Source organism: Mycoplasmopsis gallopavonis (assembly GCF_900660635.1).
Lineage (GTDB): Bacteria > Bacillota_I > Bacilli_A > Mycoplasmatales > Metamycoplasmataceae > Mycoplasmopsis > Mycoplasmopsis gallopavonis.
In genome coordinates this window covers 416,329-441,582 of the sequence record NZ_LR215031.1, presented here as the reverse complement: position 1 = coordinate 441,582, position 25,254 = coordinate 416,329, and the positions used below count along the sequence as shown (strand labels likewise).

Genomic DNA, 25,254 nt, shown 5'->3' with positions numbered 1-25,254 from the left:
ATATGAAAATTTTTATTAAGAAATCAGATTACCTTAAAAAATACTTTGTAACTCAAACCTGACAAAGATTTTTTCTTGCTTTGTTTTTTTTACTACTTTTTGTTTTATTTCTTGGTTTAACAATTTGAATTTTTAACCAAACAAATTTTAAAACATTAAGTAATGAAATCAGTAGTTTGCAAGAACTTAAAAAAACAAGCACTAACTCTAAAGAAATCTTGAAATTAACTAAGCTCATTACAGAAAAAAATTCAGAATGGCAAACTTCCTTGATTTTAAGCATTATTTTTATTTTAAGTGCAACAATTTCACTATCTTTATTACTATGAACAAGAATTTATGATTTTCTTTATTTTAAAAATAACTTAAACGATCAAAAACTGATTAATGATGGATTTAATTCAAAAATAATTATCTTTTTTACTTTTAGCTCAGTTTTTGCATTAATTTATAAAATTAAATTAATGATTCCCAACTTATCTGTTAGCTTAGAAGATAAGATTAGCGAGGAAAAACTCTACAATTGAAATCATCATTTTCAATTAAATAAAAATTCTAAACTTAATGAGTTTTATAAAAAACACATTAAAATCACAATTAACGATATTGCTTTAAGTGGAATTTTACTTGCTCTTTTTGTCATTTTGACGCTTTTAACTAAATATACTTTCTTACGTTTTTTAAGTATTAATTTTGAATATGTTTTCGCAATTGTTTATGCATTTTTATTTCGTTATATTAAAGGAATTGTTTTAGCATTTATTTCTGATGCTTTATCACTAATTATTTCAGGTAAAATTGCATTTTGATATTGAGGATATGCAATAGTTCCTTTAATTATTGTTTTAATTTCTGCATTTGCTTTTGATTTTTACAAAAGAAATAAAATAATGACAGTTGTTTGATCAAACTTATTGATGATTTTAGCTTTTGCAACTTTAATTTTTATTTTTTACTACCGCTTATCTACCTTACAAGGAGATGCGACAGAATTTAAAATTTCAAAAATATTTGAAATTAAAAAATTACCTGTTGTAGTTGGAATCGCTTTAGTATTCATTTACTGATTAATCGCTCTATCACTTGTCATTCTTAGTGCCTACTATATTGCGAAAGTTAAAAGTAAAAATGCTAATAAGCTAAAATTAGATAAAATTGCTAATTTCATTTTCATTTTTGCTTTAATTTTTGTTGTTATTGTAATCAGTCGTTGATTATGAGGGCCATATGTTTGAATCAAATATTCACTATACATTGGTAAATTACGCTCAAAAAGCTACTTAACAGATTTAGATTGATATTTTGGTTTAATGATTCCGATTGTTTTAAAATCTTTCATTGCAATTCCAGTTTATGTAACTTTACTAGTTGCACTTCTTCCTGCAATGCAGTTCTTAAAACGAAGATATTTTGACCAAAATCTTTTTGCAAAATACTAAAAATATTCACAATGATTTTTTAAAAATTATTATAATAAGAAATAACATTATAAGTATCAATTAAATTAATAAATGAAACAATATGGAGAATAATTAAATGAAAAAAACTATTTTAATCGTAATCGACGGTTTAGGTCTTAGAAAAGAAACACAAGGAAATGGATTTGCATTAGCAAATACTCCTACTTTTGATAAATTATTCAAAGAATACCCAAATAGCTTAATCCAAGCTTCTGGTGAATTTGTAGGTTTACCACAAGGACAAATGGGAAACTCAGAAGTTGGTCACTTAAATATTGGTGCTGGTACAATTGTGTATACAGGTTTATCATTAATCAAAAAAGCTTTAAATGATGGTACATTTAGATCAAACAAATCTTTTATGGAGGCTTTTAATGATGTAAAAGAAAATGGAAGCACACTTCACTTAATGGGTCTTTTATCACCAGGGGGTGTTCACTCACTTGAAGCTCACCTTTTCGAATTAATCGAAGCCGCTCACGAGCAAGGAGTTAAAAACGTTTTTGTTCACGTTTTTGGTGACGGAAGAGATGTTGCTCCTGCTTCTATTAAACCATCAATTCAAAAATTAGAAGAACTTTGTGCAAAATATGGTTATAACATTGCTTCAATTGCTGGAAGATTTTACGCAATGGACCGTGATAAAATGTTTGATAGAGTTGAAAAAGCTTACGAAGCAATTTTAGGACATTCAGATGTTAAATTCAATTCAGCAAGTGAATATGTTGATTTTGAATACTCACAAAACATTACAGATGAATTCTTTGTACCTGCAATTAATGCTAATTTAGATGCAAATCAATTTGTTAAAAATAACGATAGCATTATCTTCTTTAACTTCAGACCAGATCGTACAAGACAACTTACACACTTATTTATTGGATCACCACTTTATACAGAAAAAGCAAATCATCCTGTTGCAATCAATAAATTCGTATCAATGATGAAATACGAAGGAATCGATACAATTGTTGCATTTGATGAAATGGAAGTTTCAATGCCGATCGGTAGAGTTTTAGAATTAGCTGGTAAAAGTCAATTAAGAGTTGCTGAAACACAAAAATATGCTCACGTAACTTACTTTATGGACGGTGGAAACGACATTGAGTTTAAAAACTCAAAAAGAATTATGGTTGATTCATTAAAAGTAGAATCATACGCAGATGCACCACATATGTCAGCAGAAGGAATTACAGACGCTCTTTTAGCTAACGCATTAAATTATGATGTGACAATTATGAACTTTGCAAACCCTGACATGGTTGGTCACACAGGAAACTTAAAATCAACAATTGAGGCTGTAACATTTTTAGATACACAAATTAAAAGAATTGTTGATTGAGCAGAACAAAATGATGTTACTGTATTTATTACAGCTGATCATGGAAATGCAGAAATTACAGAAGATGAAAACGGAAAACCTGCTACAAAACATACAAGTAGTCCAGTTATGCTAATTACAACAGATAAAAGTCTTAAATTAAAAGATGGAAAATTAGCAAATATTGCTCCAACAATCTTAGATTACATTGGTTTAGAAAAACCAGTTCAAATGGATGAAGAGTCACTTCTCATTAAAAACTAGCAATGCTAGTTTTTTTAATTTATAATTAAGTTAAAGGAATTAAAATATGGAATGAGCGTCACAAAAAGAACAAATTAATTGACCAAAAAAGAAAATGGAGATTTTATCAAACCTTCTTCCAAAGAAGAAAAAAGACTTTGAAAAGAAAAATTTGGAACAAGAAAATATTATAAAAATATATCAATAATCGCTATTAATAGGACAAGATTTTATTTTTACATTTATATTGCTATCCAATTCTTACTAGGTTTAGTTCTTGGAACATCAATTTTTATGACTGATTTGTACCATTTTAAAATTACCATATTCATTAGAGCACTTTTATTTTGCTTAGCAATATTTATCTATTGGTTAGCTCAAAGATGAAAAGCTTATTCTATAAAACAAAAATTTTTAAAAGTAGACTGGGTAAAGTGATCTTGCAGTTGATATGATTTGCAATTCGAAATAGAAAAAACAGATATTAAAAAATGGGTTTTCTCAAAAGAAGAAATAATCGAAAAAATAGAAAAAGAGTGAAATGAATGGGTCCGTGATTTTTTTGTCATTCATAGATTCTTTTGGATATTATCTTTTTTATTATCAGTTGTTCTCTTTGCTGCTCCTAATTATTTTTTACTTTCATATGGTGACACATTTTATTCTGCAAAAGTATCAGGAAAAATTACTTTGATTTGGCTTATAGCTCCTGTTTTAATACCCTTTTTATCTTTACCTTTCATTATTGTTTTTGGTATTTTTAGAGTCAAACTAAACACATTAGCATCCACAAAAGATATCGAGGAATGAAAAGATTATTTAAGCAAAAAATTCGATAAAAATCTTGTAGAAAATTTATTTTCATTAAAAAAAGAAAAAGATCAACTTGAAGAATCGGATCTTGAAAGATATAAAATGTATTTCTTATGTTATCCAAGTGATGAAAATTTCCTAAAACTCCAATTTATGTTAGAACAAGAAGAAATCAAAAATGATCAAATAATTTCTCAAATCCAAAAGAAATAAGAAAGATTTTATATTAAATATTAATAAACAATAAAACTAGCAATAAACTGGGACACGAAAAGTGGACAAAAAGTTTAATTTACTAAAACACCTCAACACTCTTGAGGTGTTTTTCAATTTAATACTGATTGAATTCTTTCGTTGTTGTATCAAAACACAAAATCATCAATCAGTGATTTTAATTCATTAAAATTTATTTTTGTAATATCGATTAATTTTAAACATTCTGATTTTAAAATTGAAAAGAAATATTCTGCTTCTCTATTATCTAAAGAATTTCCTACTCTACCCATTGATACAACACCATTGTTTTTCTGAATTAAATCTACATAAGTTTTTGAAGAATATTGGAAACCATGATCAGAATGAGCTATTCATTTTTTATCCATTTTGATTTTAGACATATGTTCCATTACTAGTTCTAAATCATTTCTTTTTGAAAGATTATAATTAACAACAAATTTGCTTTTGTGATCAATCGCAACAGATAAAAATACAAAATTGTTTAAGCAATCTTTTGGTGCAGAAATATAAGTAACATCAGTGGCAATTATTTGGTTTGTCTCTCCGTGATAATCACGATTAACAAGATCTATAAATTTTACGTTTGTGTTCTTTTGTTCTCTATCTATTTTCTTTCTTCTGATTAAACAAAATAAGTTTAATCTTCTCATCGCTCTACCAATAGTCCTATAATTTAGATCTATTTGGAATTTTGTTCTAATATAACTTTCCAATCTTTTTCTACCAAACAAACCCTTATTTTTCTTAAATGACTTAATTATTAATTCATCATATTTAGTATTTACAGATTTTTTTCTTGTTTGCTGCTCTTTAGTTTTTAGATTGTGAATTGTTGACTTAGATTTATTAAAGCATAGGCCCAATTTTCTTGTAGAAAGTGAAGATTTCTTAATTTTAGAAATATCAACTTCAATATTATTTCTATCAAAAGAGTCTTTATAAATTTCTAAAATTTCAATCAATTGTTCCTTAGGCATTTTTTCTCATTCCTTTTTTACAATTTCAATAGGAGTAATTTTTTGCCTTTTTGGTCTGCCTGACCCTTTACCTTTTTTAGATGATTTACCTGTTTGCGATTCTATATTTATCATTCCTAAATTATATCTGTTATACTTAAAGACAAAATATTTTTTAGCCTCATTGAATTTTCTATCAAAAAAACTAAAACCTCTGATTGAATAATATTTAAGTTCAAAATCATTTTTTGATATCAAATTATTTTTGTAATCTTCATAACTACCGAATAGTTCTAATCATTCATGTGCCTTTAATTGTCTCATAATACCTCCTAAATATATAAAAACACGAAATATGGTTGTGTCCATATTTCGTGTCCTAGTTTACAATGCTAGTTTTTTAATTTATAATTTTAAAAAAAGGAAATAAACATGGACTGAACTTGAGAAATCGAAGAAGAAAAATGACCTAAAAATCAAGAAGGTGAATTTATTAAACCTTCTTCCAAAGAAGAAAAAAGACTTTGAAAAGAAAAATTTGGAACAAAAAAATATTACAAATATATTTCTACAATAGCAATAAAAAATGCAAAATTTTACTTAAATATTTATGTAATTAATCAGATTTTTATTGGAATTTTGCTAGGATCTGCATTTTTTATGGGTGACTTCTTTAATTTTAAAATAACTATTTTTATAAGATTGGCTTTCGTAATAACTTCCGTTATTCTTTTTTTTATTTAGTGAGTATTGAAGAAAAATATCTTTAAATTCAAAATTTTTAAAAATCGAAAGAATAAAGTTTTCCGGAAATGGATATGCATTAGAATTTGATTTTGAAATTCCTAAAAATTTCGAAAATATCATTAATCAAAAACAAGAAATTATCACAAAATTAGAAAAAGAATGAGAAGAAGGTATAAGGACAGTTTTTAAGTTTTTTCGTTTTTGATGAATTTGCAGCTTTTTCTTTATTTCAATGCCTTGGTCGATTATATATTATTTTTTAATATCATTAGGAGATACATTTTTTAGTTTAAAAATAATCGGCAAAGTTAATTTAATTTGACTTATTTGGGCTGTTCTTTGTGTATTTATAGTATATACATTGTAGGTCTATTTTTTAGTTCTCTTTGAGCAGCTTTTATTTCATTTGAATCTGAAGATTCAGTTCAAAAGTGAAATAAAAAGAATCCAAACGATCAAATAACATTAAGAGTTTCAAAAGAAGAAGAAGAAGAAAACACATTTTTTTACAATATACAAAGATATAAAATGTATTTCTTATGTTATCCTAGCAATCAAAACCTTATAAAATTGCATTTTCTTCTTGAAAAATTAGAGGAAAAAAATAAAAACCCCAATTTTCAAACTAATGATAAAAAAACTGGAAATTAATTATTTTTAAAATCTTTTTTATTAAGATTTGAAAAATAAAAACGATTAATTAACTATAATTATTACGAAATAGAAAAATAATAAATTTTAGATTTAACAATAGTAGCTTAATCTAATTTGTTTTTAAAAAGACAATGATTAAGAAAGGATAAACATGAAATTTCAAATAAATGAAATAAATTGACCAAAAAATGAACAAGGTGAATTAATAAAACCACAAACAAAAGAAGAGAAAAAAAGATGAAAACAAGAATTTAATATGTCTAGCTTATTATCATTTTCACCAAGTGTTTCAATTGTTTTTTATCAAAGATTTTTAAAATACACAAATTTGCTGAAATTAATTTTGATACTAAGTGGTGCTTTAATAGCTTTAGGTTTATCATTAAATAATTTTATTAATGCAAAAGAAATGATATGAATCAGAATAGCTTTTGTTGTTCTTGGTCTTATTTTTTTAAGTATTTTTGGACTTTTCTTTTATAAATTAATTAAAAAAGAATTTTTTAAAGTTAAAAATTTAAAAGATTTATTTAAAGATATGCAATCAGGTATCAAGAGCAAAGAAACTGATCAACCTGAATTTATAGAATTTTCAAATTTAGAATTAAACAACAAAATGGAAATACAAGCTCAAAAAAATATTAATAAAATGTTAATTATTAGTAATTTATTTGTCTTTTTTGGAACATTTTTATTTACCATCGGTATTTGTATAGGTTTTGTGTCAAAATTTGCAGAAACACCTTACCTTTGATTTGGGATTGATTTGCACGAATTTAATTACCTTTTCATCCCTTTTATACTATTTGCTTTTTCTTTGGGTTCAATAATTTTACAATTGGGTTATGACCTAACATTAAAAAGAAGAGACTACCTAGTAAAAAGCACTGAATTGACAGTATCATTTTTAATATCACCACTCAAAAAAGAATTAATAGATACAACTTGAATGCTTTGATATCTTTCAAATGATGATCCAAAAAATATTACAAATCTTTATAATCATCTAAATTCTAAAAAATTAATTAATTACCTTCAAAAATAGTTAACAAATAAAAGCTGAGCTAAGCTCAGCTTTTATTTTATATTCATCTTTTTAGCTCTTTTTTGATAATATTTTTTGATGAACTCTTGATCTTGATACTTATTTATTTGTTTTTTTAAGGATTCTAATATTTGTTCTTTTTGAATTTCGCTATATTTAAAAGAATTTCATTTAGCATTATTTTCTTTACAAATTTGAATTAATTGTTCAAAAGATATTACTATTTCTTTATTTTTGTAATTTGTTAGTTGATTTTGCTTAGTCGTAACAATTCGGATATTCGTTTCATAAAGAGTTCTTAAAACATCATCACTAATATTAGGATCTAAAGTAACCAAAAACATAGTATTAGCTCCTGTTCTTTGCATTTCTTCAGGAACTTCTTGTCATCTTTCTCTTAATGTTGTTTTAGCACTGATTAAAACTGCATTCCATTTATTTATTTGATACTCCACAACACTCGGCGAAACTATATCAACCATTTTTCCTAGTCCTTTTTGAATAAATTCACTCTTACCAACATTACCTTGCGTGTCTAAATATACACCTGCTCCAATTAATATTAGTTCTATAATTGCTTCAAATTCTTTTCCTGCCCTACTTCTTCTACTTTGGGTATTAGATAAAGTTAAAGCATAAATATGTTCAGGGAAATTTTCGATAAATCACACAATAGATTCCAAATTTGATAAATTTTTAATTGTTTGAAGATCGATTAACATTTTTAACATTTTTGTTGTAAATTCTTTTTCTTTTGGGTAAAAATGTTCTCATGAAGATTTTCTCAAATTTTCAACAATTTGACTAGCATTATTTTCAAAGAAAGCAGAATCCTTTTCATGATATTTTAATTTTTGAAAAAGTTCATAAATTAAAATTGTAGGTTGTTTAAAAAAATCTTTACGAAGATCTTTAATTAATTTTTGGTATTTTTCAATAGAAATAGTTTTCATCAAATTAGTTTCCTTAATAATAGTATAATAGTGTTAAACATAGGACTAAAAGTCCTCTTATTAACTCAAAAATAAAAAATAGGAGAATTTCTATATGTCGATTATAGCAGATAATGAAAATAACCTTTTAGAAATCAGAACTCTAATTAAGAAGAAAAGAGAAAGATTACAAATGACGCAAAAAGAAATGTCCGATGCTTTGGGAATGAGCAAATTTGGGGAAAGAACAATTAGGAGATGAGAAAACGGAGAGTCATCACCTTCAAAATTAGAATTGAAGCAAATTTTAGATTTTCCTGAAAAAACACCATTTCCAAATTGTGCTCATAGAAAATATAAAGTTATCGACCTTTTTGCGGGAATCGGGGGGACAAGACTTGGTTTTCATTTAACTGGTAAATCTAACTTTGTTTTTTCAAGCGAAATCGATAAATTCGCAATCAAAACTTATCGTGCAAATTTTGGAGAAGTCCCTTTTGGTGATATTTCAAAAATTCATGAAAAAGAAATTCCTAATCATGACATTTTAGTTGCAGGTTTCCCATGCCAAGCATTTAGTCAAGCTGGTAAAAAATTAGGTTTTGAAGATACACGTGGAACTCTATTTTTTGAAATAGCTAGAATTTTAAAATTCAAGCAACCAAAAGCTTTTTTGTTAGAAAATGTTAAGAATTTAAGGAATCACGATAAAGGTAAAACTTTCAAAGTTATTGAAAAAACTCTAAAAGAATTAAATTATGAAGTTTATTCTACAGTTTTGAAAGCAAGAGATTTTGGAGTACCTCAAAATCGTGAAAGAATTTATATCGTTGGTTTTCATAAAGAACTTGTAAAAGAATATCACTCTTTTTTATTTCCTAAACCTCTAAACAAAAAAGTGACTTTAGGACATATTTTAGAAAAAAATGTTAATCCAAAATATACAATTTCAGACAAATTATGAATGGGTCATCAACAAAGAAAATCTAAACACAAAAACAAAGGAAACGGATTTGGTTATACTCTTTTTAATCAAAACAGTCCATATACCAATACAATTTCAGCACGTTATTATAAAGATGGGAGTGAAATTTTAATTGAACAAGAAAAATTAAATCCACGAAAAATCACTCCTCGTGAAGCTGCTAGATTACAAGGATTTCCAGAAGAATATATAATTCCTGTTAGTGATACCCAAAGTTATAAACAATTTGGAAATTCTGTTGCTGTGCCAGTTATTCATGAAATTGCTAAGCAAATTTTTAAAGTCTTAGAAAAATAATTGAATAAATGTTATTCAATATAAAAACAAGAAAAATTAGTATAATTTAAAAAATATAATCTAAAGCTAGTAATAAACCAAAAATTTAAGGAGTACAAAATGATTAATGTTAATGAATTTAAACCTGGAATTACATTCCAAGATGAAGGTGATATTTTTGTTGTTCTTGAAGCACAACACTCAAAACAAGGGCGTGGACAAGCTAATGTTAAAGCCAAAGTAAAAAACCTTAGAACAGGTTCTACAACTATCAAGTCATATACAGGTGGAGACAAAGTTAAACCTGCTCACATCGAAAAAAGAAAAATGAACTACTTATACAACGATGGTGAAAACATTGTTTTAATGGATAACGAAACATACGAACAAGTTGAAATTGCTGTAACTTCTGTTGAATGAGAATTAAACTTTTTAAAAGAAGGTAGAGAAGTGCAAATTCGTTCATTTGAAGGAGAAGTCTTAGATGTTGAGTTGCCTGGTAATGTTGAACTTCTTGTAACAGTCGCACCTGATGCAGTTAAAGGAAATACAGCAAACAACCCACAAAAGAAAGTTCAAGTTGAAACAGGTTATGAACTTGAAACACCAATGTTCATTAAAGAAGGTGATGTCATTTTAGTTTCAACCGAAACTGGTAAATACGCTGGAAAATCAAATAAATAATGAGTTGAATCAATGTAAATTATAATTCTGATCAAACTTATATTGTTCAAGAAAACGCTATTCAAGATACAATAAACAATGTTCTGAAAATTATCAAAAAAATCAAATTAATAAATAAACCTCAAATTAAAATAAACGAGAATCACACTAATTTAGAAGTTTGCTTAGATATCAAATTACCTAAAAAAGATCAAGACAATCCTTTTGAACTTTTAAAACAATTAACTAACCAACTTGAATCAGCAATTAAAAACTTAATTGATGCTAAACCTAATAATATTCAACTCAATATTCTTGATTTTTATTAAATTATGAAACGTAAAGAAATCCAAATTGATCCAAGTGTTTTTCGTCAAATCTTTTTAAAGGAAGTAAAAAAAGATTTAGCAAAATTACGTAAAAATAAATTATTCTTAATGAAAAAAGCTACTAAGCAAGAATTTATTCGTCATTTTGAATTACTTATTCATGAATTAGAAACAGCCAAGATTGCAAATAAAGACTTGGAGGCAAATCGCAAACAATATACCAAAGTAAGAAACGATATTTGAATACGTTCTTTTTTACCATATGGGATTTGTCTTTTAGGATTATTATTAATTGCAGCAATCATTTTAGTTATTAAAATTAATTAATCAGGAGATAATATGCATAAGCTATTTGAAAAGGTCATTGAAAAATTTAAACAATTCAATAAAAAAGATTGAATAACCTTTTCAATTGGCTTTTTTTTATTGATTACTTATATTGTCATTACTATGAATGAATGAAAAATGGTTTCTTATCGTGCAGTTGCTGATTATTCAAAAATTCAAGACATAATTGCTAAATTACCAATTAATGAGCAAAAACATTTTAGTGATATTGTCTACCCAAATGCCAACCGTCTTTTTTGAGGTGGTTCAACCTATTGATTTACTTTTCTTTCAAATATTTTTATGGCAATTACTTTACTTTTTTATCCAACTGCTCAAAATTCGCTTAGAGCTCAAAAATTCTATTTTGCTTCAATGGTTTACATTATTATCGTAGCCTCTGCTTACTGAACTGGTGTCTTCATGGTACCAACAACTTATACTAATCTTTTTTATGACCAAAAAGTTAAGTCTATAATTATGCACATAGTTGCTCCGATTTTAGGGCTAGCAACTTTATATTATGAACGTAAACGAATTCAAATTTCTAATCCAAGCATTTGATCTTTTGCAATTTATCCGGCACTTTATTTAATTTTATTAATCGTTCCAACTTATGTTTTAGGATACAAATTTATGGAATTTGGTAAAACAACCCAAGCAGATGGTACAATCATTTATCCAAGCGAACTTAGTCGTGGAATTGTAATTTATCAACTCGTAAGTTTTAATCATCCATTAGGTTATCCTGGAGATTTAATTTTCATTAAAGTAGTTCTTAATATCTTGATGATTTCACTTGCTTTTATTTCTGCTCCAGCAATTGGTTTTTTACTAAGACAAATTCTTCGAATTCGTCGTCCAGGTCAAGAAGAAATGCCTAAGCTTTACTTTATTAATCCTGATACTAAATACATTAAAGCAATGCTTAAATTTACAAATCGTTTAAGCAAATACTCTCTTGAAAGTGCAAACGAAATTCGTGAGCGTTTGTTCCCTAAAAAAGATTCAAATAAAAAAATTCAAAATTATTATCAAAAAGCAATGGAAACAATCCAAAAATTAAGTAAAAATAAAAATAAAGAAACTAATGAAAATAACGACATGAATTAATCATGTCGTTTTTGATTTAAAAGATCAAACTACCTCTTCTTAATCCTGCGTTTCCAAGTTGTAATGAAGAAAAAAACGAATACACCTACAAATAAGGCGTATTCGTTTTTTGTACTTTTAAATTACAATGATAGACCATCCACTGCATATTGAAAATCACTATATATTTTGTTTAATTCCTTATGTTCTGGGTCTAAATTATTCTTGATTTCACTTACAACTTTACCATTCACAGTCTTTGTTGTGATTGTTATAAGTTTCAATGCATCTATAAACATATTCATTGTGAGTTTTTGGATCTCTCCATTATCTTTATAAAATTTCTTTAATTTATAAATGCAATATTTCAAAACAATTAGAGATAAAAAGCATAAAAATACATGAGATTGAATATGCTCGTCTTTATAAACGTACATCGGCCTAACTTCGATTGCTGATTTTAAGGTTCTGAAACCTTCTTCCACTTTTCATTGTCCCTTATATATTTCATTCGCTTCTTTTGAATCTATGTTTGTTATGTTGGTTTCAATCATATAAAAGCCATCTTCATTAGCTACTTTTTTAATTTTTTCGATATTTAATCTTCCGACTGTTTTACCATCTACATCCATATACTTTTTCTTATATTCAGGAACCAAAGCACTTAATGGCAATTCACCGTTAATAGACTTTTTCTCCAATTTATTAATAAGATTTTGTCTTTTTATTTTGTCTAAAGTTTGTTTTGAAGGGCTAAAATAGACAAATTGTTTTCTAAAAGTATCGCTATATCTTTTTTTATTTTTGTTTTTAGCTCAAACAGATTGGACGAATCTAGATTTAGTAAAATAATCATTTTCTTGAACAAACCCTTGATCATTTACTATAAATGCTTTATCTTCTTTTCCAAGAATATCAATACGTTTCTGTACTATATATTTATATCCTTTTTGTTCTAAATATCTTAAATTTGCATTTTGACTAATACCTTTATCAGCAACTATTATTGTGTCTTTTGTTTTGTAAATTCTTTGCATTTCAATTAAAAATTTCACAAGAGTTTTAGAATCTCCAGTATTTCCTTCGAAGACTTTATAGTGAAAAGGAATACCATTATTATCAACTGCCATAGCCACAACAATTTGATCTTCATCATGCTTTCCATCTTTAGAAAAACCTCTTTGTCTCAAACCATCTCTTGAAAAACTTTGAAAATAAACAGTTGTATTATCAAAATGCATTAATTTTGTGTTTCTAGTTGTCAATTCTTGCATTTTGTTATAAATATTGACTAAAATTGTATTTTTATATTCTAAAAAAGTATCAAAATAGTTATAAATTGAAGATTTTTTTACATCTATCTTATGTAAAAAATCATTTTTGTTTTTGTATTGACAAATATAACTTCTTGGTTGAATTATTCTTGTTGCAACAATAAATTCTAATACTTCTTCTAAAGATTTGTGTTTAGTTTTAGGTAATCCTTTAAATAAATCTAGTTCTTTAATTACTTTATAAATCAATTCAATACCAACGTTTTTTACATTTGTTTCAACAGATGTCGGGTTAAGCAATTGGAAAAATTTGGTTTTAACTTCAATTTTATCTTCTCCAACAGGAACCAATCTAGCAATTGGTTTTAAATCATCGATGTTTTGCAGAGAATATTTTTCTTTAATTTCTTCTCAATAACCTAATCCAACTAAATTCCCAATCCCTTTACCGTATCCTTTTGATATTCCTAATGCAATGTAAATCCCTTTTGGGTTTTTTCTTTTATACAAAATGTAGTTGCTCATATTTATATTATACATTATTATCATTGTAATCATTGTAAAAAGTTAAAATAATTGAAAATGGTACTTATATACAATGTATATAAGTAATAAGGTAAAAGGTATAAAAAAGAGCTTCCAACTTGGAAACTCAGGTTCAACCTATTGATTTACTTTTCTTTCAAATATTTTTATGGCAATTACTTTACTTTTTTATCCAACTGCTCAAAATTCGCTTAGAGCTCAAAAATTCTATTTTGCTTCAATGGTTTACATTATTATCGTAGCTTCTGCTTATTGAACTGGTGTCTTCATGGTACCAACAACTTATACTAATCTTTTTTATGACCAAAAAGTTAAGTCTATAATTATGCACATAGTTGCTCCGATTTTAGGGCTAGCAACTTTATATTATGAACGTAAACGAATTCAAATTTCTAATCCAAGCATTTGATCTTTTGCAATTTATCCGGCACTTTATTTAATTTTATTAATCGTTCCAACTTATGTTTTAGGATACAAATTTATGGAATTTGGTAAAACAACCCAAGCAGATGGTACAATCATTTATCCAAGCGAACTTAGTCGTGGAATTGTAATTTATCAACTCGTAAGTTTTAATCATCCATTAGGTTATCCTGGAGATTTAATTTTCATTAAAGTAGTTCTTAATATCTTGATGATTTCACTTGCTTTTATTTCTGCTCCAGCAATTGGTTTTTTACTAAGACAAATTCTTCGAATTCGTCGTCCAGGTCAAGAAGAAATGCCTAAGCTTTACTTTATTAATCCTGATACTAAATACATTAAAGCAATGCTTAAATTTACAAATCGTTTAAGCAAATACTCTCTTGAAAGTGCAAACGAAATTCGTGAGCGTTTGTTCCCTAAAAAAGATTCAAATAAAAAAATTCAAAATTATTATCAAAAAGCAATGGAAACAATCCAAAAATTAAGTAAAAATAAAAATAAAGAAACTAATGAAAATAACGACATGAATTAATCATGTCGTTTTTGATTTAAAAGATCAAACTACCTCTTCTTAATCCTAGTAAGATGGTTTTTTGTTTAATAATGTTATAATATTAGAAACACTATTTCGAAGGAGTTTCATGCTAAAAGAAGAAAAATATATTGCTAAATATTTTCATAAAACCAAAGAAATCTTAGCTAAAGAAAAGCCTAACAATATTATTACACTTCAATTTTTCCAAAGAAAAGATAATAGTATTTTAGCAGGAATGCAAGAAGTTTTAGATTTACTTGAAAAAGTGACAGATACTTCTAAATACATCATTCGTTATTTACCTGATGGTTCACATATTAATAATTTAGATATTGTTTTAGAATTAACTGGTCAATATCAAGAATTTGGGATTTGAGAAGGAATGATTGATGGAATTTTAGCTCGGTCAACTTCTATTGCAACAAATTCATACCACTGTAAGCAAGCAGCTGGAAAAAAAGAAGTTATTTTCATGGGAGATCGTGCTGATCATTATTTAAATCAAGCTATTGATGGTAAAGCTGTTGCTTTAGGAGGAATTAAAATAGTTTCTACCTTAATGCAACAAAATCAACAACCAAAAGATTCTTTTGATGAAGAAGCTGTTTTTGGAAGTATGCCTCATATTTTAATTCAAGGTTTTAACGGGGATGTTGTTGCTGCAACCAAAGCTTTTCACAAACATTTTCCAAATTCTAAATTAATCGCACTAGTTGATTATAATAATAATGTTATTGAAGATTCGTTAAAAGTTTATAAAGCTTTAGGTAATAAAGTTTGAGGAGTTCGAATTGACACTGGTAAAAATATGATCGATCATATGTTCGACAATGATCCAAATCCGCAACTAGGTGTTAATCCTGAACAAGTAATTCGTCTAAGAAAAGCATTAGACAAAGCAGGTGCTACAAGCTATAAAATTGTTGTTTCGAGTGGTTTTGATGCTGCTAAAATCCAATTATTTGAATCATTAAATGTCCCTGTTGATTATTATGGTGTTGGGCAAAGTATTTTTAAACTTAATAATAGCTTTTCAGCTGATGCTACTCTTTTAAACGGAGCAAAACAAGCAAAAGAAGGTCGAGGATACCGAGAAAATCCTAATTTAATTCAATATCACAAGTAAAGGAAAACTATGTTAGTCAAACTTCAAGATTCAATACAAAATTTAACAAGTTCACCATTAGATAATCCAGGTAGTCGTTTATTCAAACATACTCCATTTGGAGTAATTATTGCTATTTTTATAATTGCATTAGTTCTTGCTGTTGTTTCGTTCGCAATTTACTTTTATTACTCACTTAGAAAAATTAAAGAATATAAAAATGCACAATTAGCTGACTTTTTAAAAGAAAATCCTAAACGAAAAAATGTTACATATCAAAATAGTGGAATGTATTTACCATCATGAGAGCGTGCTAAATATAATGCACCACTCTTTTTTGGGGTTCTTTTCACAGGAATTGCAATAATTTTCTTTATTGGAATGTTTTCTTAAAAATGGAGCATTGCTCCATTTTTATTTTTTAAAAAATAATGTAAAATATAACGGATACATATATAAATTGAATATAAGAGGAGAAAAATTATATGTCAAAATTTTCAAAAGCAGTCAAGGACTCAAAAGCAATTCTTAAAAAAGGTAACATTCTTTTATTAGCAGTTGCTTTTATCTTAGGAGCAGTATTTAGTGCATTAGTAAAATCATTTGCAGACGATATTATTATGAGCCCTATTTCATCAATTTTAGGCTTTGATGAACTTAAAAACATGGTATATGGTGGAGTAAGAATCGGTAACTTTTTAGCTGCATTACTTACATTCATCATTGTTTCATTAGTAATTTTCGTAATTCTTGTTGTGTACTTCTTAATAATGAACCACATTCAAGCAATTAAAGAAGCTAAAAACCCTACTCCAGCTCCTGCTGCACCACAACCATCAACAGATGAATTAATCTTAGCTGAGTTACAAAAATTAAATGATAACCTTGCTAAAAAATAATTTTTAACCTTATAACTAAGTGATAAAAAGTCTAAACCAGCTCTTGTTAGCTGGTTTTCTTTTTTATTTAGAAAATAGTATAATTTAATAAAATATAAATATTTTATTAAAAACACTTTTAGGAAGTAGGTATCTATGATTTTAGATGATAAAGATAAACAACTCGAAGAAAATAGAGCTTCAATTATTGAAGATCTTGAATTCGAATACGAAGAAGATAATCGTGTTGTTTTTGGTAAAAAGAAAGCGATTGTAGTCAAAGAAGAAATCGAAGAGGAAGTAGCTCCGCAAGAATTAGATGAATATCAAGTTGAATCACAAATTATTGATCAGCCAACAACTAATTTAAGCCCTACTTGAATTGATGATGAAATGAAAAAATCATTCATCGAATATTCAATGAGCGTTATTGTTTCGCGTGCTCTTCCTGATGTTCGTGATGGACTTAAACCAGTTCATAGAAGAATTCTTTACGATATGGCTGAACTTGGTTTAACACCAAGTAGTCCGCACAGAAAAAGTGCAAGGGTAGTTGGGGATGTTCTTGGGAAATATCACCCACATGGTGATAGCTCAGTTTATGAAGCTATGGTTCGTATGGCACAAGATTTCTCAATGCGTTATCCTTTGGTTGATGGTCACGGAAACTTCGGTTCAATCGATGGTGACGAACCTGCCGCAATGCGTTATACAGAAGCTAGAATGGCTAAACTTTCTTCTGAATTACTTGAAGGAATTAAGAAAAATACTGTTGATTTTGTTGATAACTATGATGCTTCTGAAATCGAACCTTCTGTTTTACCAGCTCGTTTTCCGAATTTACTAGTTTCTGGTGCAACCGGAATTGCCGTTGCAATGGCAACTGCTATTCCACCACATAATTTAGGTGAAGCAATTGATGCAACAATTGCCTTAGCACATAATCCAGAAATTACAGTGAAAGAATTAATGCAATACTTAAAAGGACCCGACTTTCCAACTGGAGCAACAATTTTAGGAACAAAAGGAATCTTAGATGCTTATGAAACTGGAAAAGGAAAAATTCCAGTTCGTTCAAATTGTCAAATTATTGAACTTGCAAACGGAAAAAGTAAAATTATCGTGCGTGAAATTCCATACGGAATCAAAAAGAAAACCTTAATTGAAGATATTGTTAAATTACACAAAGATAAAGCTGTTGAAGGAATTACTGATTTAAGAGATGAATCTTCAAATCGTGAAGGAATCAGAATTGTTATTGAAGTAAAAAAAGGAGTCAATCCACACATTCTTTTAAATAAACTTTATCAAAAATCTCAACTTCAAACTAACTTTAATGCTAATATGGTTGCCTTAGTTAAGGGAGAACCTAAACTTTTAAACTTAAAACAAATTCTTGAAATTTACTTTGACTATCAAAAAGAAGTAGTTACAAGAAGATTACAATTTGATTTAAGTAAAGCACAAGAACGTGCTCATATTTTAGATGGACTCAAAATAGCTGTTTCAAATATTGATGAAGTAGTCAAAATCATTCGTGGTTCAAAAACAGATCAAGAAGCACAAGAAAAATTAATGACTCGTTTTAGTCTTGATGAAAAACAAAGTAAAGCAATCTTAGATATGAGTTTAAGAAGATTAACAGGTCTTAATATTGAAAAAATGGAAATTGAAATCGCTGAACTTAAAGCTGAAATTGCAGGTTACTTAGAAATTTTAAATTCTGAACAAAAATTAATTGAGACAATCGTTGAAGAACTTAAAGTAATCAAAGACAAATATAACGATGAAAGACGAACAAAAATTGACGAATCAAATGCTGGAATCATTTCAGATGAAGATTTAATTCCAGAACGTGAAATTGTTATTACAGCTAGTGTAAATGGTTATGTAAAAAGAATTGACCTTGAAGATTACACAATTCAAAATCGTGGCGGAATTGGTTCAATCGGTATGAAAACATATAATAATGATGATATTTCTATGATTATTCAAACTTCAACTCATACTGATTTATTGCTCTTCTCTAACTTTGGAAAAGCATACCAAATTCGTGCACACCAAATTCCAGAGGGATCAAAAAACTCAAAAGGAATTCCTTTAATTAATGTGATTCCAACCTTAGATATTGAAAATGGCGAAAAAATAGTATCAATTTTAGATGTAGCAGAATATAGCGACAATCTTTTCCTTGGAACAATTACTGAAAAAGGTTTATTTAAGAAAACAGCATTAAGTGCTTTTGCTAATGTTAGAAGAAACGGATTAAACGCCTTTAAACTAAATGAAGGCGACATTCTTGTTCGTGCATTTAAACTAAGTGATCAAGATTTAATTTTAGTAGCAAATAATGATAAAAATATTGTTAAATTTAAAGCAGATGATGTTCGTCCTCTTGGAAGAACAGCTTTAGGAGTTAGAGCTATTAAACTAGAAGAAAATCAAAAAGTTATTTCTTGTTCTTCAAACTTAGATGGAGAATATATTCTTTCAATTGGAAATAAAGGATTTGGGAAATTAACTCCACATCAAGAATATCGTTTAACTAAACGTGGAGCAAAAGGAACAACAGGAATTGATGCTAAAAAAGCCGGAAACCTTGTTTTTGCAAGCTTTGTTAAACTTGAAGATGAATTATTAATCATTACAGCATCTGGAATTACCATTCGAACAAAAATCGCTCAAATTTCTCAAACATCAAGAAATACTAAAGGTGTTAAAATTATTAACCTTCGTGAAAATGATGAAATTGTAGCAATTGATATCATTAAAAACCAAGAATAAAAAAATCTCAAATAATACCAATAACTTTTAGACTTACGCCCAAGATCTAAAAGTTATTTTTTCTTATAGGTAAAAACTCATATTTTAATCTATCAGATAAAAAAATTTAATTTATAATATAGATAATATTTGAAAAATAAAGGAGATATTGATGAAAAAAACTATTAATGACTTAAAACTTCATGGAAAAAAAGTTTTAGTAAGAGTAGATTTTAACGTTCCTGTTAAAAACGGAGTGATTACATCAACAAAAAGAATTTCTGCTGCTTTACCTACAATTAACAAAATTATTAACGAAGGTGGAAAAGCAATTTTATTATCACACTTAGGAAGAGTAAAAACACAAGAAGATTTAGCAAACAAATCTTTAAAACCTGTTGCTATTGAACTTGCAAGACAACTTAATAAACCTGTTGTGTTTGTTGATAAAACACGTGGACTTGAATTAGAAGAAGCAATCAAAAACATGAAAAATGGTGATGTTTTATTAGTTCAAAACACACGTTATGAAGATTTAAACAACAAAGCAGAAAGTAAAAATAGTCCAGAACTTGGAAAATACTGAGCTTCACTTGCTGATGTTTTTGTAAACGACGCATTTGGAACAGCACACCGTGCACACGCTTCTAATGTCGGAATTGCATCAAACATTTCAGAAAGTGCTCTTGGATACTTAATGGAAAAAGAAGTTTCATCACTTGAAAGAGCAATCAAAAACCCAGAACATCCATATGTTGCAATCATTGGTGGAGCAAAAGTTTCTGATAAAATTCAAGTTTTAGAAAACTTAGTAAAAATTGCTGACAAAATGATTATTGGTGGAGGAATGGCTTATACATTCTTAAAAGCACAAGGACACCAAATTGGAAATAGTTTAGTGGAAAACGATTACTTAGAACTTGCTAAAAACTTCTTAGCACAATATGGTGACAAAGTTCTTTTACCAGTTGATCACTTATGTGCAGATAAATTCGCTGATGTTGAAGGAACATTATTTGGTCTAGACATTCCAGAAGGATACATGGGATTAGATCTTGGTCCTAAATCTATCGAAGCTTTCCAAAAAGCTTTAGAAGGTGCTAAAACAGTAGTTTGAAACGGACCTATGGGTGTAACAGAATTTGAGCACTTTAAAGAAGGAACACTTGCTGTATGTAAAGCGATCGCTAACTTAAAAGACGCTTATTCAGTAGTTGGTGGTGGAGACTCTGTTGCAGCAGTTGAAAAATTAGGAATGGAAGATAAATTCTCACACGTTTCAACTGGTGGTGGAGCTAGTTTAGAATTACTTCAAGGTTTAGAACTTCCTGGAGTTGTTTCTGTTCAAGAAAAATAAAATTTTCAAACTAAATATCGCTTTTTAGCGATATTTTTAATATCAAATGAAAGGATAATATGATCCAAACTTCTCTTCAAGAAAAACTCAAAAACCTCCCTAAAAAACCTGGTGTCTATCTTTGAAAAAATCAAGAAAATCAAGTAATTTATATTGGTAAAGCCAAAAACCTTTTCAATCGGATGAATCAATATTTCAAAGGTTCAATTAATTCCTACAAAACTAACAAAATGGTAGCCGAAATTAGAGATTTTGATATTTTTATTTGTAAAAGTGATAAAGAGGCTTATCTTTTAGAAAAAAATTATATTGAAATTTATAAACCTTCTTACAATCTTGAATTAACAGATGATAAAAGATATCCATATCTAGTTTTAAAACTCACCGATAAATTAGAAATTCAAACCAGTTTTAGAATTAATAAACAAAGTAAAACTAATTTTTACTACGGACCATTTCCGAAAGGCAGTTCAGCTCGTGAACTTAGTAATATTCTCCAAAGACTCTTTCTTTATAAAGATGGACTATTAATTCAAAGAGCTAGTTTTCACGAATGAGAAACTAAGTTTCAAAACGCAGTAGAACTTTTGAAACTAAGAGATAATAAATTTATTGAACTACTTGAAACTAAAATGGCACAAGCAGCTAGTCTTCTTAATTTTGAATTAGCTCTTGAATATAAAAAATCAATCGCCGTATTAAAAGGAATGCGTGAACAACAAATTGTTGAACTAATTAATTTCAAAAATATTGATGTTTTTTCATTTATTATCATCGAATCTACCGTTTTAGTTTTTGCAATTTTATATCGTTATGGTGTCCAAATCGCTCACCTTAAATATAACTTTGAAAATCTAGGACTCCCTGAAGAAATTATCAATAATTTTCTTGAACGTTTTTATCAAAACAATGAATTTCCAGATCAAATTATTTTAGATAATAAATATCAAACTTTCAATTTTGATGAAACTTTTGGTAAAAAGATTGTCTTTCCAAAAGTTGGAATTTTAAAGAAAATTCTCGACCAAGCTCAAACTAATAATCAATTAAATCTTGAACTATTTTACAATGAAATTATTCTAAGAAGCGCTCGTGACAAACAAATCCAAACTGAATTAGAAAAAGTTTTAAATCACGGGCAAAAAATTAACAATATTTTTCTTTTTGACAACTCTAATTTTAATAATACTCATCCAATCGGAGTTGCGATTGCTTATCAAAATCTTCAAAAAAATAAATCACTTTAAACTAGGACAGAAAAAATTAACAATTTATCAAATTGGATAGCCCCATACTATATTCGTATGGGGTTTTTCAATTTAGACATGATTGAATTCTAAATTTATTGTATCAATTAACATAATTAGATATTACTTTTTCTAGTTCACTCAAAGTCATAGCTTTGATATTTAAATCTCTAATTAATTCAGTTTTTAAATTTGAAAATCAATATTCCACAACTCTATTATCTAAACTATTTCCTACTTTTGAAAGTGAAATTATTCCACCTTTATTTTCAATAAAATGAGAAAAATCATCAGATGTATAAGTTGAGCAATGATCTGAATGTAGTATAAAACTTTTTTCAAAATCCACATTTTCAAATGTTTTGTAAATTAATTTTGAATCATTAAATTTGGAAAGAGAAAAACTAATTATTTCTTTAGTTTTATGTTTAATCACTACTGAAAGATAAACATTATTGTTTATCGCATCTTTTGTCGCTGGGAGATATGTTACATCGGTAGCATATATATTTCTGTTATATACATCGTTATAATCTCTATTCACAATGTTTTCTTTTATGACAGATGTGTTCTTTACTTCTTTTAATTTTTTTCTTTTTCTTATATTGCAAAATAAACCTAAGGCATTCATATATCTTCCTAGAGTTCTTTCGTTTATGTCTATTTTATAGTGCTTTAAGATAAAATATTTTAATTTTTGTCTACCATATTTAGATCTATTTTGTTTAAATGAATCAATAATCAAGTCTTGGTACTTTATTTTTCTGGATTTATTTTTAGGAGCAAAATTATTTCTTTTATGTTTGGATATTGTTTGTCTACAAAGATACAACAAAATAGCAAGTTTATACGAAGCCATATTAATATGTGATGCCTCTTGAACTTTCTCTGTTTTAAATTTATCTTTTGTAATTTCTCTATATCTTTTTGCAATTTCAATTAAATCTTCTCGTGTAAAAATGTCTCAATTTATATCTTGTTCTTTCACTTTTCTTGACCTACCGGTTCCAGGCTTTCTTGGTTTTTTATTCATATTACAATTATAATGTTTTAATATTCCTCGTAATCTTGCTTTCACATATTTATCTTTTGCTTTTGCACCATATTTATACATAAGTTCAATTGCATACTTTTTGCCTAATTGAAAAAATGTATTATAAATTTCTTTTTCTTGTTCTTCTGTAAAATGTTTACCCATTTTTTCTCCTTTAAAAATATAAAAAATTAACATTCGAAGGAATGTTAATTTTTATTGTCCTAGTTTACTTTATCGTAAATTTAATCACGAAAATTATCTCACTCATTTTTCACGAAAAAGCGATGTTGAATATATGTATTTAACAATTGCTCGTTTTTTAGCCAGCGTAAAAAACGAAATTCATACAAATGATATTTTTATTGTTGATGGCGGAAAACAGCAAATTAACGAAGCTTTATACGCATTAAAAGAAGCCGGGCTAGATATTCCTGTTTTTGGGCTAGTTAAAAATAACTTACACAAAACTGATTACTTAATTAATAGTCAATTCGAAAAAATTAAAGTTTCTACTCAATTATTAAATCTTTTTGCACAAATGCAAGTTGAAGTAGATCGTTTTGCTAAGAGTTTTATGCGAAAAAAACATCTTGTTTCTTCACTTGAAAGTAAACTCAGTCAAATTAAAGGAATCGGATCTAAAACAGAAAAACTATTGCTAAATCACTTTGGTACTTACACCAAAATTTATAACGCAAGTTATGAAGAGATCGAAAAAGTTACTAATAAAAAAATAGCGAAACTAATTACTGATGCTTTTAAAGAAGAAGAATAAGTTTATTTTTGTTTTTTAAACCATTAGCAAACAAAAATTCTATATAATAAATTAAGATTTTTACAATATTTTGTATTCAAAATAAAATTCAAATTCAATAATTTAATTAAAATAATATTAAAGGAGATCTTATGTCTTTAAAAGCAGGTATTGTTGGATTGCCTAATGTTGGGAAAAGCACTTTATTTAGTGCAATTACTCGCAAACAAGTTGAAGCTTCAAACTATGCTTTCACAACTATTGAACCAAATATTTCATCTGTACCGTTAGTTGATAAAAGATTAAAGCAAATTGCTGAATTAATTAAACCTGACCGAATTATTTATGCAACTTTTGATTTTGTTGATATTGCCGGCTTAGTTCAAGGAGCTTCACGTGGAGAAGGACTTGGAAATAAGTTTCTTGCAAATATTCGTGAAGTAGATGCAATTATTCATGTTGTCCGTTGTTTCGAAAATAAAGATATCATGCATGTTGCAAATAGCGTCGATCCTGTTCGTGATAAAGAAGTTATTAACTACGAATTGCTTCTTGCTGATCTTGAAACAATCAACAATGTTTTAAATAGGGTTGCAAAAAAAGCTAAAGCAGGGGATAAAGAAGGAATTATCGAGCAAAATGCTGCATTAAAAATTAAAGCAGCATTAGAATCAAATATTCCCGCTCGTGAAATTGAACTTGATGAAAATGAACGCAAATATATTCAAGGTTATCACCTTCTTACTCTAAAACCAATTATTTATGTTGCTAATTTAAGCAATAATCAATTTGCTAATTATAAAGCTGACCCGCTCTTTAAAGCTCTCAATGACTCTTTAAAAGACTACGAAAAATTATTACCAATTTGTGTGCAGCTTGAAAGTGAATTAATTGAAGTTGAAGATGAAGATGAAAAGATGGAATTACTTGGAATGTATGGAATCGAAAGTAGCGGTCTTGATGTTTTAACTCGTGAAGCATTTGATTTGCTCAACTTACAAACTTACTTCACAGCCGGTCAAATCGAAGCTCGTGCCTGAGTTTTCCATAAAGGATGACAAGCTCCACGTTGTGCTGGTGTAATTCATACAGATTTTGAAAAAAAATTTATTAAAGCTGATGTAATTTCTTTCAATGATTTTATTGAATTTGGTGGCGAAGCGGGTGCAAAAGCAGCTGGTAAACTTCGTTCTGAAGGTAAAAATTACATCATGCAAGATGGTGATATTTGTCACTTTAAATTCGGAAAATAA

The 25,254-nt window shown here is 27.8% G+C and carries 24 protein-coding genes; 20 read left to right on the top strand and 4 right to left on the bottom strand.

The window, feature by feature from the left end:
- The first annotated feature begins 2 nt into the window (after positions 1-2).
- The 3 genes from EXC53_RS01770 (at position 3) to EXC53_RS04190 (ending at position 4,050) form a co-directional block, all read left to right on the top strand.
- Positions 3-1,439: an ECF transporter S component family protein gene (locus EXC53_RS01770; protein ID WP_129724612.1), complete on the top strand. Its 1,437-nt coding sequence runs from the start codon at positions 3-5 to the stop codon at positions 1,437-1,439.
- A gap of 97 nt (positions 1,440-1,536) precedes the next feature.
- Positions 1,537-3,045 carry a 2,3-bisphosphoglycerate-independent phosphoglycerate mutase gene (gene gpmI / locus EXC53_RS01765; protein WP_119572288.1) on the top strand — a complete coding sequence of 503 codons (1,509 nt, stop codon included), beginning with the start codon at positions 1,537-1,539 and terminating at the stop codon, positions 3,043-3,045.
- Positions 3,046-3,123: 78 nt separating this feature from the next.
- Positions 3,124-4,050 (top strand): hypothetical protein, encoded by a 927-nt coding sequence (locus tag EXC53_RS04190; RefSeq protein WP_119572287.1) that lies wholly within the window; start codon positions 3,124-3,126, stop codon positions 4,048-4,050.
- A gap of 74 nt (positions 4,051-4,124) precedes the next feature.
- On the opposite strand, the gene EXC53_RS01755 is transcribed toward EXC53_RS04190, so the two are convergent.
- Positions 4,125-5,399: an IS3 family transposase gene (locus tag EXC53_RS01755; protein ID WP_129724608.1), complete on the bottom strand. Its 1,275-nt coding sequence runs from the start codon at positions 5,397-5,399 to the stop codon at positions 4,125-4,127.
- 63 nt (positions 5,400-5,462) lie between these two features.
- Here EXC53_RS01755 and EXC53_RS01750 point away from each other — a divergent pair, with 63 nt between their 5' ends.
- The 3 genes from EXC53_RS01750 to EXC53_RS01740 all read left to right on the top strand — a co-directional run bounded on the left by EXC53_RS01750 (position 5,463) and on the right by EXC53_RS01740 (position 7,476).
- Entirely contained in the window at positions 5,463-5,774 is a 312-nt protein-coding gene (locus EXC53_RS01750) for a hypothetical protein (RefSeq protein ID WP_119572249.1), read from the top strand.
- Positions 5,775-6,095: 321 nt separating this feature from the next.
- Positions 6,096-6,428: a hypothetical protein gene (locus EXC53_RS01745; protein ID WP_129724606.1), complete on the top strand. Its 333-nt coding sequence runs from the start codon at positions 6,096-6,098 to the stop codon at positions 6,426-6,428.
- Between the two features lie 154 nt (positions 6,429-6,582).
- Positions 6,583-7,476, top strand: a complete 894-nt coding sequence (locus EXC53_RS01740; RefSeq protein WP_119572251.1) for a hypothetical protein — start codon at positions 6,583-6,585, stop codon at positions 7,474-7,476.
- A 32-nt stretch (positions 7,477-7,508) separates the two neighbouring features.
- On the opposite strand, the gene EXC53_RS01735 is transcribed toward EXC53_RS01740, so the two are convergent.
- Positions 7,509-8,429 carry a type II restriction endonuclease gene (locus tag EXC53_RS01735; protein ID WP_129724604.1) on the bottom strand — a complete coding sequence of 307 codons (921 nt, stop codon included), beginning with the start codon at positions 8,427-8,429 and terminating at the stop codon, positions 7,509-7,511.
- 94 nt (positions 8,430-8,523) lie between these two features.
- Here EXC53_RS01735 and dcm point away from each other — a divergent pair, with 94 nt between their 5' ends.
- The 5 genes from dcm (at position 8,524) to EXC53_RS01710 (ending at position 12,101) form a co-directional block, all read left to right on the top strand.
- Positions 8,524-9,690 carry a DNA (cytosine-5-)-methyltransferase gene (gene dcm, locus EXC53_RS01730; RefSeq protein ID WP_223214504.1) on the top strand — a complete coding sequence of 389 codons (1,167 nt, stop codon included), beginning with the start codon at positions 8,524-8,526 and terminating at the stop codon, positions 9,688-9,690.
- A gap of 99 nt (positions 9,691-9,789) precedes the next feature.
- On the top strand, positions 9,790-10,353 hold the full coding sequence (gene efp, locus EXC53_RS01725) for an elongation factor P (RefSeq protein WP_119572253.1): 564 nt from the start codon (positions 9,790-9,792) through the stop codon (positions 10,351-10,353).
- Positions 10,353-10,661 (top strand): MMB_0454 family protein, encoded by a 309-nt coding sequence (locus EXC53_RS01720; RefSeq protein ID WP_119572254.1) that lies wholly within the window; start codon positions 10,353-10,355, stop codon positions 10,659-10,661. The genes efp and EXC53_RS01720 overlap by 1 nt, the downstream gene beginning before the upstream one ends.
- Positions 10,662-10,664: 3 nt before the next feature.
- The gene (locus EXC53_RS01715) at positions 10,665-10,988 is read left to right on the top strand and encodes a hypothetical protein (RefSeq protein ID WP_119572255.1); all 324 of its coding nucleotides are present in this window, start codon (positions 10,665-10,667) and stop codon (positions 10,986-10,988) included.
- Between the two features lie 12 nt (positions 10,989-11,000).
- Positions 11,001-12,101: an MAGa3780 family membrane protein gene (locus EXC53_RS01710; protein ID WP_129724602.1), complete on the top strand. Its 1,101-nt coding sequence runs from the start codon at positions 11,001-11,003 to the stop codon at positions 12,099-12,101.
- A 122-nt stretch (positions 12,102-12,223) separates the two neighbouring features.
- On the opposite strand, the gene EXC53_RS01705 is transcribed toward EXC53_RS01710, so the two are convergent.
- Entirely contained in the window at positions 12,224-13,912 is a 1,689-nt protein-coding gene (locus EXC53_RS01705; RefSeq protein ID WP_129724600.1) for an IS1634 family transposase, read from the bottom strand.
- Positions 13,913-13,952: 40 nt separating this feature from the next.
- Between EXC53_RS01705 and EXC53_RS01700 the strand changes: the two genes are divergently transcribed.
- The 7 genes from EXC53_RS01700 (at position 13,953) to EXC53_RS01670 (ending at position 22,211) form a co-directional block, all read left to right on the top strand.
- Entirely contained in the window at positions 13,953-14,858 is a 906-nt protein-coding gene (locus EXC53_RS01700; RefSeq protein WP_408634270.1) for an MAGa3780 family membrane protein, read from the top strand.
- 82 nt (positions 14,859-14,940) lie between these two features.
- Positions 14,941-15,987, top strand: coding sequence for a nicotinate phosphoribosyltransferase (locus tag EXC53_RS01695; protein WP_268926794.1), 1,047 nt, complete (start codon positions 14,941-14,943; stop codon positions 15,985-15,987).
- Between the two features lie 9 nt (positions 15,988-15,996).
- Positions 15,997-16,359 carry a hypothetical protein gene (locus EXC53_RS01690; RefSeq protein WP_119572217.1) on the top strand — a complete coding sequence of 121 codons (363 nt, stop codon included), beginning with the start codon at positions 15,997-15,999 and terminating at the stop codon, positions 16,357-16,359.
- Positions 16,360-16,451: 92 nt separating this feature from the next.
- Entirely contained in the window at positions 16,452-16,865 is a 414-nt protein-coding gene (locus tag EXC53_RS01685; RefSeq protein ID WP_119572216.1) for a large conductance mechanosensitive channel protein MscL, read from the top strand.
- Positions 16,866-17,000: 135 nt separating this feature from the next.
- Positions 17,001-19,628, top strand: coding sequence for a DNA gyrase subunit A (gyrA, locus tag EXC53_RS01680; protein WP_119572215.1), 2,628 nt, complete (start codon positions 17,001-17,003; stop codon positions 19,626-19,628).
- A gap of 151 nt (positions 19,629-19,779) precedes the next feature.
- Positions 19,780-20,964 carry a phosphoglycerate kinase gene (locus tag EXC53_RS01675; protein WP_119572214.1) on the top strand — a complete coding sequence of 395 codons (1,185 nt, stop codon included), beginning with the start codon at positions 19,780-19,782 and terminating at the stop codon, positions 20,962-20,964.
- A 59-nt stretch (positions 20,965-21,023) separates the two neighbouring features.
- Entirely contained in the window at positions 21,024-22,211 is a 1,188-nt protein-coding gene (locus EXC53_RS01670) for a GIY-YIG nuclease family protein (protein ID WP_119572213.1), read from the top strand.
- A 16-nt stretch (positions 22,212-22,227) separates the two neighbouring features.
- Here EXC53_RS01670 and EXC53_RS01665 read toward each other — a convergent pair whose 3' ends face one another.
- Positions 22,228-23,442 (bottom strand): IS3 family transposase, encoded by a 1,215-nt coding sequence (locus tag EXC53_RS01665; protein WP_129724563.1) that lies wholly within the window; start codon positions 23,440-23,442, stop codon positions 22,228-22,230.
- On the opposite strand from EXC53_RS01665, the gene EXC53_RS01660 reads away from it, so the two are divergent.
- Complete coding sequence (locus tag EXC53_RS01660) at positions 23,435-24,022, top strand: helix-hairpin-helix domain-containing protein (RefSeq protein WP_119572169.1); 588 nt, start codon at positions 23,435-23,437, stop codon at positions 24,020-24,022. The genes EXC53_RS01665 and EXC53_RS01660 overlap by 8 nt on opposite strands.
- Positions 24,023-24,153: 131 nt before the next feature.
- Positions 24,154-25,254 (top strand): redox-regulated ATPase YchF, encoded by a 1,101-nt coding sequence (gene ychF / locus EXC53_RS01655; protein ID WP_119572168.1) that lies wholly within the window; start codon positions 24,154-24,156, stop codon positions 25,252-25,254.